Origin of the sequence: Nocardia sp. NPDC020380 (assembly GCF_044386975.1) — a bacterium.
GTDB lineage: Bacteria > Actinomycetota > Actinomycetes > Mycobacteriales > Mycobacteriaceae > Nocardia.
In genome coordinates this window covers 90,043-103,408 of record NZ_JBIRVQ010000023.1, presented here as the reverse complement: position 1 = coordinate 103,408, position 13,366 = coordinate 90,043, and the positions used below count along the sequence as shown (strand labels likewise).

8 protein-coding genes are annotated in these 13,366 nt (G+C 67.0%); all 8 read right to left on the bottom strand.

Going from position 1 to position 13,366, the window contains the following annotated elements:
• Positions 1–12: 12 nt before the first annotated feature.
• Positions 13–5,499, bottom strand: coding sequence for an SDR family NAD(P)-dependent oxidoreductase (locus tag ACH438_RS42370; RefSeq protein WP_397016190.1), 5,487 nt, complete (start codon positions 5,497–5,499; stop codon positions 13–15).
• Between the two features lie 319 nt (positions 5,500–5,818).
• On the bottom strand, positions 5,819–6,121 hold the full coding sequence (locus ACH438_RS42365) for an Lrp/AsnC family transcriptional regulator (RefSeq protein ID WP_397016188.1): 303 nt from the start codon (positions 6,119–6,121) through the stop codon (positions 5,819–5,821).
• Positions 6,122–6,298: 177 nt separating this feature from the next.
• Positions 6,299–7,765 (bottom strand): aldehyde dehydrogenase family protein, encoded by a 1,467-nt coding sequence (locus tag ACH438_RS42360; protein ID WP_397016186.1) that lies wholly within the window; start codon positions 7,763–7,765, stop codon positions 6,299–6,301.
• A gap of 50 nt (positions 7,766–7,815) precedes the next feature.
• Positions 7,816–8,982, bottom strand: a complete 1,167-nt coding sequence (locus ACH438_RS42355) for a DUF711 family protein (RefSeq protein ID WP_397016184.1) — start codon at positions 8,980–8,982, stop codon at positions 7,816–7,818.
• Positions 8,979–10,163: a cytochrome P450 gene (locus tag ACH438_RS42350; protein ID WP_397016182.1), complete on the bottom strand. Its 1,185-nt coding sequence runs from the start codon at positions 10,161–10,163 to the stop codon at positions 8,979–8,981. The genes ACH438_RS42355 and ACH438_RS42350 overlap by 4 nt, the downstream gene beginning before the upstream one ends.
• Positions 10,160–10,894, bottom strand: a complete 735-nt coding sequence (locus ACH438_RS42345) for a thioesterase II family protein (RefSeq protein ID WP_397016180.1) — start codon at positions 10,892–10,894, stop codon at positions 10,160–10,162. The genes ACH438_RS42350 and ACH438_RS42345 overlap by 4 nt, the downstream gene beginning before the upstream one ends.
• Entirely contained in the window at positions 10,891–12,672 is a 1,782-nt protein-coding gene (locus ACH438_RS42340; protein ID WP_397016178.1) for a non-ribosomal peptide synthetase, read from the bottom strand. Before ACH438_RS42340 ends, ACH438_RS42345 begins: the two co-directional genes overlap by 4 nt.
• The gene (locus ACH438_RS42335) at positions 12,641–13,348 is read right to left on the bottom strand and encodes a ubiquinone/menaquinone biosynthesis methyltransferase (RefSeq protein ID WP_397016176.1); all 708 of its coding nucleotides are present in this window, start codon (positions 13,346–13,348) and stop codon (positions 12,641–12,643) included. Before ACH438_RS42335 ends, ACH438_RS42340 begins: the two co-directional genes overlap by 32 nt.
• Between the last annotated feature and the right edge of the window lie 18 nt (positions 13,349–13,366).

The window sequence follows — 13,366 nt, the reverse complement described above, 5'->3', positions numbered from 1 at the left end:
GAGCGCTCGACGTCATGCCTCGCCGAACTCGGCGTCGATCAACTGCAGGATCTCCATCGCGGTGGTAGCCGCTTCGATCTGTGTTTGTTCGCTCTCCCGCGCCGGCCCACCGTCGGTAATCGCGACGAGCAGCGCACGCAGACGTCCTGCCGCACGCTGCTTTTCGGAGATCTCCGCCACGGCGAGCAGATCCTCGAGCTTGTTCAGCTCCTGCTCGATCGGCGGCTCCGCAACGCGACGCTCGACCCGCGACAACATCAGTTGCGCCACCGCCCCGGAAGTCGGGTGGTCGAAGACCAGCGTCGACGGCAGCCGCACGGCGGTCGCCTGGGTGAGCCGGTTGCGCAACTCGACCGCGCCGAGTGAGTCGAAGCCGAGTTCTTGGAATGTCCGGCCCGGATCGATTGCGCCGGAAGAGCTATGGCCGAGCACCGCTGCCACATGGGTCTGAACCAGCTGGAGCACGATTCGCTCCCACTCGGCCTCCGCAACACCGGCGAGCCGTTCCGCCAGCGACACGTCGGTGGTCTCGGTGCGGCGGGCCTGCACACGCACCAGACCACGCATCAGAGCGGGCAGCAAACCGGCCCGCGCCTGGACCCGCAGGGCAGCCGCGTCGAGCCGCACGGGCGCGACCAAGGCCCTGTCCAATTCGAACGCCCGGTCGAACAGTTCGAGCCCGAGTCCGGCCGGCAACGGGCCTACGCCCATTCGCTCGAGTCGGGCGAGTTCGGCCTCGTCGAGCTCGCCCGCCATACCTGACGAGTCGCCCCACAGTCCCCAAGCCAGCGAGTTCGCCGGCAGCCCGGCCGCGCGCCGCATATGCGCCAAAGCGTCCAGAACCGCGTTCGCCGCCGCGTAATTGGCCTGACCGGGGGTACCGATCAGCGACGAGACCGACGAGAACAGTACGAACGCCGACAACTCCATGCCCGCTGTCAGTTCGTGCAGGTGCCAGGCCGCATCGACCTTCGGGCGCATCACCCGATCCACCTGCTCCGGGGTCAGCGACTCGACCACACCGTCATCCAGCACGCCCGCCGCATGCACCACGGCCGCCAGTGGGCGGTCCAATGACTCGAACAGAGCGGCCAATTGGGCGCGGTCGGACACATCACACGCGGCGACCTGTACCCGGGCGCCGAGCGCCTCCAGCTCGGCCACCGACTCCGCCACGCCGGCGGCGGCAAGACCACGCCGGCTCACCAGCAGCAGCTGCCCGGCACCGTGCCGGGTGATCAGATGTTTGGCCAGCAACGCCCCCAAACCGCCTGTGCCACCGGTGATCAGGACAGTCCCGTCCGGATCCAGTGATCGCAGCGCCTCGGTTGCCGGTGCATCGGCCCGCCCCAGCCGCGGCGCCAGGAATCGGCCCCGACGGATCGCCAGCTGCGGCTCGTCGAGATCGATGAGCGCGTCCCATGGCGGCTCCTCGTCGCCGTCGACATCAACGAGCACGAACCTGCCAGGATGCTCGGACTGGGCGCTGCGCACCAGCCCCCATGCCGAGGCCTGGGCGATATCCGGTCCGTCGTCGCCGACCGCGACGGCATTGCGGGTCATCACGATCAACCGTGTGTCGGCGAGCCATTCGCTCGCGAGCCACCGCTGCACCAATGCCAGCACGCCGGCGGCGACCAGCCGGGCGGCCCCGGGTGCATCGCCGACGGGCGTTCCGATCGCGACAACGACCACATCCGGCGCGGCGGCGCCGTTGGCGAGTGCCAACTCCAGCGCGTCCAGATCTGCGAGATGTTCACCCGCAGTAGTCGATTCACCAAGAACCGCAATCTGCCGCTGACGCTGTGGCGTGCCGGTCACGGTCGTCCAATCGACCTGGAACAGCGAGTTCTGTCCGCTCGTCCGTGCCATCCCGAGTTGGGCCTGTTCGACCGGCCGGGTGACGAGAGTGTCGACACTCGCCAGCGGTTCGCCGTGCCGGCCGGCGATATCGATACGCACCGCGGATTCGCCCACCCGGTCGATCCGCACCCGCGCAGGCGTCGCGCCGCCCTGCCCCAACCGCACGCCCGACCACGAAAACGGCAGTTCCAGTGCGGACCCGGCCTCCTTGTCCAGCAACAGACCGTGCAGGGCGGCGTCGAGCAGTGCCGGGTGCAAGGCGAATCCCGCACTGTCATCGGCGGTGTCGGGCAACGCCACTTCGGCATAGATCTCGTTGCCCACGCGCCACGCCGCGCGCAGTCCCCGAAAGAGGGAGCCGTAGTGGTAGCCGACGTCGGCCAGCCGCGCATACATCCCGTCGATCGACACCGGCTGCGAGCCGGTCGGCGGCCATTCGATCGGCAGCCACGACGGCGCAATCGACTCTGCGGTGGCGAGCGTTCCACGAGCGTGGCAGCTCACCGCCGGCTGTTCATCATCGGTCTCGGTCTCCTGGCGTGAATAGATCGCGATCTCCCGGTCACCACCCGCGCCCGCCGAGCCCACGATGACCTGAATCTGCTGGGCCACACCGTCTTCCAGCGCTATCGGCGCTTCCAGGACCAGCTCGCCGAGGACCGGGCTCCCGATCTCCCGACCTGCGGTGATCGCCAGCTCCACCAAGGCGGCGCCCGGCACGAGCACCATCCCGAGCATGGCATGATCACGAGTCCACGGCTGGTTGTCCTGTGACATACGCCCGGTGAACACATATTCGTCGCGGTCACCCACCTGCACCGCCGACACCAGGATCGGATGATCCAGCGGGCGCTGGCCCGCAGCGGCCGGATCACCGGTGCCGGCGTTCGGCGTCAGCCAATACCGTTCCCGCTGAAACGCATACGTCGGCAACGACACTCGCCGCGCATCCAGGCCGGCATAGAATGCTGCCCAGTCCACGCCCACACCGGCGACCTGCGCCTGCCCCAGGAACCTGGCGAACGCCTGGGCCTCGGGTTGCCTGGCACGTAACGCCGGCACCAACACCACATCATCGAGTTCGTCGTCGAGGCACTGCCGTGTCATCGAGGTCAGCACCGCGTCCGGACCCAACTCCAGGAAACGCCGAACTCCCAACCCCCACAAGGTCTGGACTCCATCGGCGAAACGCACCGCCTGCCGCACGTGCCCGACCCAATACTCCGGATCCGTCACCTCCGACGACACCACCCTGCCCGTCACATTCGACACGATCGGGATGTGTGGCTCCTCGAACCGCAGCCCTGCCGCCACCTTCCGGAACTCCGCCAGCATCGGCTCCATTCGCATGGAGTGAAACGCATGCGACACCCGCAATCGAGAGGTCTTACGATGCTTCCACAGTGCCGACCATTCCTCGATAGCGTCCGCATCACCCGAAACCACCACCGCCAGCGGCCCATTCACTGCCGCAATCTCGAGCCGGCCCGCATACCCGGTCAGCGACGCAGCGACTTCGGATTCCCCGGCGCGCACCGCAACCATCGCTCCACCCGCAGGCAGAGCACCCATGAACCGGCCACGCGCCGCCACCAGAGCACACGCGTCCGCCAGTGACAACACACCCGAGACATGAGCGGCCGCGAGCTCACCGACCGAATGCCCGATCAGGTAGTCCGGGCGCACACCCAGCGATTCGACCAATCGGAACAGCGCCACCTCGACGGCGAACAGCGCCACCTGCGTGTATTCCGTCGCATCCAGCAATGCCGCCTCGGCCGATCCTTGTTCGGCGGACAACAACTCCCGCACCGACCGGCCCACCCGCGGGTCCAGCTCCGCACATACCTCGTCCAGGGCCTGGGCGAACCGCGGGAAAGCCTCTGCCAGTTCAACACCCATTCGCGCCCGCTGCGCACCCTGACCGGTGAACAACAAGGCCGTCTTACCGCCTACCGGACGACCCTCGAACACGCCCGCCGCAGGCTCACCATCCGCGAGCGCACCCAGCGCGGCCAGCAGTTCCGCGCGATCCGCAGCCACCACCGCGGCACGATTCTCCAGCAAGGCGCGTGAAGTCATGGCGGAGAAACCGACGTCCCGCAATGAAATGTCCGGCTGCGCAAGCAGATGCGACCGCAGGCGCGACGCCTGTGCACGCAGCGCCGCCGTACCGCGAGCGGACACCAATACCGGCAGTGCCGACAGCCGGACAGGCCCGGCAACGACGGGTGCCGGATCCTCGCTCGGTGCTTCTTCCAAGATCACGTGCGCATTCGTCCCACTGATCCCGAACGACGACACACCCGCACGACGCGGACGCTCCGAAACCGGCCACGCCCGCGCCTCGGTCAGCAACTCCACCCGCCCCGACTCCCAATCCACATGCGGCGACGGCGCATCCACATGCAAAGTCGCAGGCAACATTTCGTGCCGCAACGCCTGCACCATCTTGATCACACCCGCCACACCCGCAGCCGCCTGCGCATGCCCGATATTCGACTTCACCGACCCCAACCACAACGGAGCACCATCCCGCCCCTGCCCATACGTGGCCAGCAACGCCTCCGCCTCGATCGGATCACCCAATTTCGTTCCGGTGCCATGACCCTCGACCACATCCACCTCGGCCGCGCTCAATCCCGCGTTGACCAGCGCCTGCCGGATCACCCGCTCCTGAGATGGACCATTCGGCGCAGTCAAACCATTACTCGCACCATCCTGATTCACCGCGCAGCCACGCAGCAGCCCGAGAATCCGATGCCCGTTCCGCCGCGCATCCGAAACACGCTCCAGCACAAGCAGACCCACACCCTCGCCCCAGCCGACACCATCCGCGGCCGCGGCGTACGATTTGCATCGGCCGTCCGGCGAATTCCCCCGCTGCCGGCTGAACTCGACGAAAATGTTCGGTTGGGCCAATACCGTCGCGCCGCCGACCAGGGCCAACGAGCACTCGCCCGCGCGTAATGCCTTCGCCGCCGCATCCATCGCGACCAGCGACGACGAGCACGCGGTATCCACCGTCACCGCCGGCCCCTCGAACCCGAACGTATAACTGATCCGGCCCGACGCCACACTCGCCGCGGAGGAAATCAGCAAGTAGCCCTCGACCTCGGCGCGCCGGCTGCTACGCCCCGCCACGAACTGGTAATCGGAATACATCACACCGCAGAAAACACCGGTATCACTGCCACGCAACGACATCGGATCGATCCCCGCATCCTCCAACGCCTCCCACGCCGTCTCCAGCAACAACCGATGCTGCGGATCCATCGCCGCCGCCTCACGCGGACTCACACCGAAAAACTCCGCATCGAACTCACCTGCCCGGTCCAGGAATCCACCGTCACGGGTGTAGGCGGTACCGGGATGGTCCGGATCCGGGTCGTACAACCCCGCCAGATCCCACCCGCGATCACCCGGAAATCCGGAAATCCCGGTGCGGCCCTTCGCAACCAGGTCCCACAGGTCGTCCGGTGACATCACGCCACCCGGATAACGGCAACTCATGCCGACGATCGCCAGCGGCTCCGCCGCACGATCCTCGAGCTGCTGGTTGAGACGCCGCAGGCGCTCCGTTTCTTTGAGCGACTTCCGCAGTGCCCCAACGATGTCGTTCTTCTCGACGGCCATGTCCATTCCTCCACGTCCGGGCGCGTCGTGGCGACCACGTTCTCGACTGTTCTCACGCCATGCCAGTTGGGCCGATACGGGTCGTAGTTGCGGCGCCTGCTTCGATCACAGGCAGCGCGGCAACGTATCCGACCCCGACTTCACAACAGAGCGCGCCGGTCCCGGCGTGGATACAGTTACCTCGGGAAGGCGCCACGCCCGGCAGGCGGAATCCGGATACGTGGTCCGCCACCAGTGACACGACCACCACAGACGCAGCAGGCGCGACCGACGGTATCCCGCCGGTCGCGCCTGCTGATCCGCAGTGCCGGAAGATGTTTCAGCTCCCGGCCGGCACCGGCTGCTCCGCGAAGCCGATCGAGAAGGCGCCGATTTCGAACTCGGTCGAGTACGCGCGGAACGCGATATGAGTCGAGGTCCGGGAGATACCGCGCACCTTGGCAATTCGCTCGACGACAAGGGAGGGGACCTGCTCGACCCGCGGCACGCGCACGATGGCGATCAGGTCCACCTCGCCGCCGCAGGAGTAGACCTCGGAAACGCCGTCTATATCGGCGACGGCCTGCGCGGCCTCGGTGAGGTGGTCGGGCTCGGCGGAGATGAGAATTATGGCCGTGATCATTGCATCACCCACTGTTCGAAGTACCGGCGGCGAGTATGCCGGCCCCCGCAGCACCGAGGAGGCCGGCATCATTCCTCGAGAGCGCCGTTGACCTCGATGACAGTGATCCGAAATACGTGACCCTGCGCTGGAATGATCTCCGCACCACCCGCCTGGATACAGCGGAGACCGCTGTAGCTAGGCTCTGGCTCGCACGGCCCGGCCACCCGCCAACGGATAGTGCAGTGCTTGCAGCTCACAGAAGGCGTCGATACCCGCTGCGCCGCACTCTCTTCCGATGCCGGAATGCCGGAACCCGCCGAAGGGGGCAGCGGGATTGAAAGGGGCGCCGTTGATCTCGAGCTGGCCGGCCCGCACCCGCCGCGCGACGGCGCCGGCCCGCTCCTCGTGGCCCGACCACACCGCACCGTGCAGCCCGTAGCGCGTGGAGTTGGCCAGGCGGACAGCATCATCGTCCCCGTCGTGGGTCATGATCGAGACCACGGGCCCGAAAATCTCCTCCTGCGCCAGATTCATCTCCTCGGTCACATCACTGAACACGATCGGCGCGAAGTACAGGCCGTCCATCTCCGGCCGTGTAACCACCGGCCGGGCGCCGCGGGCCACGCCGAGTTCACACGCGCGAACGACCCGGGCCTTGGCCGATGCGCTGATGAGCGGACCCAGATCGGTTTCGGGCGCAGCGGGATCGCCGACGACATACTTGGCGGCCATCATCCGCGCGAGTTCTTCCACCTCGCGTACCACCGCGCGCGGCACGATCAGCCGACTCCATTGCAGGCACGCCTGGCCGCTGTTGAACATCGCCTGATCGATGGACGCCGCGACCGCTTGCTCGAGGTCTGCATCCTCGAGAATTATGGAAGCGCTCTTACCGCCGAGCTCCAGATGCACACGGCTGAAGTTCATCGCGGCGGCGGTCGCCACCGCACGCCCGGCACGCACCGAGCCGGTGAACGAGATCAGGTCTGCGGCCCGCGAGGACGCCAGCGCCGCTCCCACTCCGGGCCCGTCGCCGAACACGACATTCAGTACACCGGACGGTAATTCGCTACGCTCGGCCGAGTGTGCGAGATACGCGGCATGCAGTGGCGTAAGTTCGCTCGGCTTGAGTACCACCGTGCACCCCGCGAGGAGAGCGGGCACCACTTTCTGGAGCGCGAGGATCAGCGGCACATTCCACGGTGTGATCGCCACTACCACACCCGCCGGCACCTTACGGACGATCGAGTTGCCATACCGCTCGTCGTCCAGTACGGCTGCGGCGTCGAGGCAGGCCTCGGCGATGTCAATTGCCAGGCCCACCTGTACATTCCGGCTCGCGGTGCGCGGTGTGCCAACTTCGCGGGAGATCAGCTCGCCGAGGAATCCGGCGTCGGCCTCGATCATCGTCAGCCAGCCGCGCAACGCGGTGAGCCGGTGCTCGCGCGGAGTCGCACCCCAGCCGGGCAGCGCTGCCGCCGCGGCGGCAAGCGCCGCCTCGGCATCGGCCGCGGCGCCGCGCGGGACACTGCCGATGATGCTGCAGTCGGCCGGATTGTGCACCGGATCGATGTCCGGGCCGACCGAGGGAATCCAGGCACCACCGATCCAGTGTTCGCGGTAGTCGAAGCAGAAGTCGGTGCGAGTGGGTTCGAACGGCATTGACCGTCCTTCCATGAAGTTTCCGAGATGGTCAGCCGGCGGAGGGCACATCAAGTCCCCGGGTAGTCGATGTTCACGATCTCGTCCGCACAGAATTGCGTGCGCCGGGGATCGGAGCCGGGCGCCGCGAGCATCAGGCGGGCGGACAATGGTTTCGCCCACCGTGCGGACAGTGCCGCCATATCCCTGATCATGGCGACGATCTCGGCCTCCGAGGTCGCACCGGGCAGGGGGATGGTGTCCAGTCCGGCGCCACACACGGACGAGTAGGCGAGTACCGAATCGGCATCGATCCGGCCTTCCTGCCAGGCGAGTGCGAGCACCTTGTCCTCGAGCACCGGCAGCATAAGACCCGCGTATCCGACGGTCCGCCGGGCGGCCGACCGAATGCCGGCGGTGACCGCGGCACAGGTCGCGAGCATGCCGCGAACACCGAATCGGATGCCACCCACGGCTTCCAGAAACTCTCCGATGCCGGCTTCCGGCGTGCAGGCCGGCGACGGATCGAAACCGTTGAACAGCAGGCCGTGTCGCTCACAGGCCGGTCGCAACGAGTCCTCCAGCAGCGCAAGCTGATCCCGCAGGCATCTCTGGGTGAGCACCGTGACTTCGGCAGGGTCAGCGGGTGGATTCGCGCGGGCCCATTCGAGCAGCAAGCCGGCGGATTGCAGTCCCGCGCTCACGCCCGCCGGGCCACCGTCGCTGAACGAGCCCGGAAAAAGGGGTGCGCCGGGGCCCAGATTACCGATCGCCGCAAATCGAAAGTTGTCGTGCACATTGTGGTTCGCCAGCTCACGGACCACCGCGGCACTGAATCCGACTGCGGGGTCGCAGATCTCACTGCCCGCCGCGACCTGCACGGCCAGGAACAGCGATGGGTACTCGGCCAGCACTGCCGCGAGATCGGCCGGTTCGAGCCCGGTCAGGGCGGCGGGGCGGAATACGCCCAGCGACGCGCTGCCCACGCCCGCTCGCCGGCAGCCTTCGGCGAGATCGGCGGCACGCGACAACAGTTGATCGTGGCGCAGTGGGTCACCGAGGGCGGAGGCGGACAGACGGATCGTCTGCACATCGAACCCGTCACGGACGAGTTCGTCACCGACTTCCCTTGCCTGCTCGCCCAATTCGCGGATACCGTTCGGTCCGCCCCGGAGTACCGCATCCGGCAGGCCGACGGTCACGGCGCGCACCGGAGCAGCCTTCTTCGCCGGTATCATGCGTGCAACACCACCGGAAGTCTGTCGAGGCCCCAGGTGAAGTTGGACCCGTTGTAGTGGGGTACGCCCTCCAGCGTCATGGTCCGGACCATGCGGCGCAGTGTCCGGAGGTACGCAGTAATTTCCAGCCGCGCAAGGCGACTGCCCAGGCACATGTGGCGACCCGCACCGAAGGAGAGGTGCCGGTTGCCGGACCGGCCGACATCGAACGTATCCGGGTCGTCGAATACCTCCGTGTCCCGGTTGGCCGAGCCGATCCAGGTCACGATGCGCTGGCCGGGCGCGATCTCGACCCCGCCGACCTGGACCGCCTCGGTCGCAGTCCGCATGACGTGCATCCCGGGCACCGACCAGCGCAGCCCTTCCTCGGTGGCGACCGCGGGGTCCGCGTGGCCCGCGCGCAGGCGATGCCACTGGTCCGGGTGCTCGGTCAACTGCAGGGTCAGCGCCGCGAGCGTGTATCTGGTGGTTTCATTGCCACCGGCCAGAATTCCACTGAAATTGAAGACCAGTTCCTCAGCGGTCAGTTCGGGTTCCCCGGCCGTCCGGGCGGTGAGTCCGCTGATGAAATCGTTCGCCGCGGCGCCACGGTTTCCGCCCACCATGTCATAGAAGTATTTGAAGATCTCGCTGTGCGCCGTCACCCGGCGGATTTCCGACGGGGATTCGAATGCGTCCGTCGTCTTCTCACCGATCCATCGCCAGTCGGAGCGGGGAATACCCATGACCGCGCAGATGACATCGCTCGGGATGCGCGCAATATGCGCGAGCAGATCCGGTTCGGGCTCCCGGAGGGCGGTGGCGACGACGTCGGCCACGACCTGCTCCACATGCCGTTCCGCCCTGACCAGCGCGTCGTTCGAAAACGGTTGAATGAGTGCACGTTTCATCCGAGTGTGAGCGGGCGGATCGGAAACGATCAGCATCTTGTCCGCCACCGCCTCGACCGCGCGCTCGGCCGAGCCGAGCCGCATGCCTTTCGCCGAGCTCATTCGTGTGCTGTCCCGGTGCACGGACACCACATCGTGGTACTTGGTTACGCTCCAGAACCCCTCCGGCTCGCCGGGCGGCTGCTGCCAGGAGACCGGGTCGTGTGCCCGATACCAGGCGAAGACCTCGTAGAACCCGGTATCGCGGAACAGGCCCGGAGCGAACAGATCCGGTGCGGTCGACTGCTTCATACTCGCCCCTCCCGACCGGTGACGATCTCGGACGCGACAGCGGAAAGAAGCTCCCCGAGAACATCCCGGTCCATGAATTCGTGATGATCCGCATCGATCACCCGATGGCCCCGGTAATCCGTCGATCGATCGCTCCATCCGGACATCTGCGCGGTGGTGACGACACTGTCGCGGTACCCCGACACCGACCGCAGGGCGGTGCTGGTCAGCGGTGTGTCCGAAATTCGATAGCCGGCCATGAGTTTCAGATCCGAGCGCATCGTTGCGACGGCGTAAGGGGCGGATTCGGACGCGCGGACCGATGGGTGCAGCAGCGCCGACAGCTCCCCGGCAGGCGGGTTCGCCGCCGGGAAGGTGCGCCAGTGCTCCGGCGAGCGGGCAGCGACCACCACCAGCGTGCGCGGCGCGACAGCGTCGTGTTCGAGTTTCCGTGCCACCTCGTAGGCAATGACGGCGCCGAGGCTGACGCCGAGAAGGATCATCGGCTGCCGCCGCGCCGGAGCGGCCAACTCGGCGCCGATGCCGTCGACCACTTCGGACAAGTTGTGCGCCGGTGCATCCCGCAGCCGGTCCTCGCGGCCCGGCAACTGCACGCCCAGCAGATTCAACCCGGCAGGCACCGACGGCGTAATCGAGTGCAGGCGCAGGCAACCCGCGCCCGCTTGCGGAAACAGCACAACTGTCGCCGAAGCAGATCCACCGTCCGCGGTGAAGGAGCGCAGATACCTCACGCGGGCCTCGTTCCATCGATCTGTCTCGCCATCGCCGCCGGAGTTCCGGCGGTGAGGACATCGGTGATCGACATGGTGACCTCGAGCTCCTTTTCCACCCTGGCGGCCAGTTGCGCGGCAAGCAGTGAATGTCCGCCGATGGCAAAGAAATCGGCGTCCGCCGTGACACTGCGCCCGAACACATCGCTCCACGCCGCCAGGACGCGATCGAGCACCAGGCCTGCCCGCGCCGACCGGCCCCTGTCGGCCATGCCGAGCGCAGCCACCTCCCGGCGCGACACCTTGCCGGTGGGCTCGAGTGGAACAGCGGCGATCGAATGAAGGAAGGTGGGGCACAACTGCCGCGGCAATCGTGCGTGGAACATGGCGGCGAGCCGTGTGCGCAGAACGTCATCGAGCTGAACGCCGGAGGCCAATCGGACGCCAAGCGCCAGCGTGCGCGGATCCTCACGCACGTAGGCCACCGCTGCCTCGATATCACGCACCTGGCAGGCGAGGCTCTCGATCTCTTCGAGCTCTACGCGGAAGCCGCCTATCTTGACCTGATTGTCGACCCGGCCGAGGATGCTCAACTGCCCGTCGGTACGCAGTGCCCCGAGGTCACCCGTCCGAAAGTGCCTGGCGCCCTTCCACTCGATGAACCGATCGGCGTCCGGCCCGGTCGCGCCGACGTACCCCAGGGCCACCCCGACGCCGCCGATCAGAATCTCGCCCGTGACACCCGCCGGTACTTCGTTCAGGTCGGCATCGACGACATCGACGGAATAGCCGGGCAGCGGCCGGCCGATGGTGCGCAGGTCCTCTCCGCGCGCGGTATCGGACATGGTGGCGGCGATGGTGGTTTCCGTCGGTCCGTACACGTTGATCACGCGGTCGGCGTTCTCCCGCAGGCGTTCCGCGAGGGAGTCCGGGCAGCGCTCGCCCGCGACCACCGCGACCTCGACCCGCGGCAGCTCCCGGATCACGGCGTACAGCGAGGGCGTCATGCACAGGTTGTCGATGCGCTGTTCTGCCAGCGCCTGTTCCACCTTGCCGAGCCCGGTGTCGATGGCAACGCAGGTGGCACCGTTCGCAAAAGGCGTGAGCAGCGACCACAGCCACCCATCGAAACCCGGCGACACGACAGAAACGGCCCGGCTGCCGGGCCGGTATCCCAGTGACTCGGCAGTGGCCAGAAAATTCTCCACCCCGGCGACACCGACGCGCACGCCTTTCGGGCGGCCGGTGGTTCCCGAGGTGTACACCACATACGCCTCGGCGCCGGGTTCCCGGCGGACCCATCCGGCGCCTCTGGACCCGGTGAGCAACAGGCCGCCGGAGTCGATCTCGGAACCGGCTGTCTCGACCACCTCGAGCTCGAGAGCCGCGGCCTCCGGTTCCGAGGACACCACGACCGAACACCCTGCGTCCTGAGCCACCCAGCGCAGTCGCTCGAGCGGATGCCGTTCGTCGAGCAACACCGCCGACGATCCGTGTGCCCAGATCGCCAGCAGGCTGCTGAGCGCATATCGCGACCGGCCGGCCATGACGGCCACTCGATCACCCGCTGAGGCACCGGCTCGCTCCAGCCGGTGCCTCAGGATCCGCGTGGACGTGGCGACCTCCCGCCAGGTGGCCCCACGACCATCGATTCCGATCGACCCCAACCGCTCGGGGTATTCGTCTACCCAGCGTCCCAGCGCCTTTTCCGCGTACACACTGTGCAGAGCGACCGGCCGAGCCCGCGGATACACGAATCGATGCGCATCAACTCGATTTCGTCGCCCACAGAATGACATTCGTGCCGAAGAACCTCTTGCGCCATCCGATATCTCGAAATCCCAGTCCGCGAAGAACATCCGCGACCTGTTCCGGCGATTCGAAAGCGAGCGTGCTGGATTCGAGATAGGCGTAGGAGGACCGGTCGCGGGCCACCACCTGCCCCAGCAGCGGAACAATTGTCCGCACCCCCCACTCCACGACCGGCTTCACCGGCCCACTCGGAGGGCAGGTTTCGAGAATCACGACCCGCCCGCCGGGCTTGAGAATCCGGTGCTGCTCACCCAGCACTCCGGGCAGATCTTCGACATTGCGGAGGAGATAGCCTTCGGTGATACCGTCGAAAGACTCGTCGTCGAACGGCAACCGCGCCGCATCGGCCTGTTGCCAGCGTATCGCCTCCGCCCCGGGCTTGGTCCGCGCCCGAGCCAGCATCTCTTCGGAGAAATCGACTCCCGTAACGGTGACAGCCGGGTATCGCTGTGCCGTCGCCAAGGCGATCACGCCTGTGCCGGTTGCGATATCCAAAACCTGTCCCGCCGTCGGCGGCGCGACGCGCGCCGCGACTTCACGACACCAGCGGGCATGGCGGCCCAGGGTCATGACGAAGTTCATCCGATCGTAGTATCCGGCGATCTTCTCGAAGATCCGGTGGACATCGGAGCCCTTGTCACGAGGCGTACGGTCGGTCGTCATCTATCGGGCCTCTCTTCA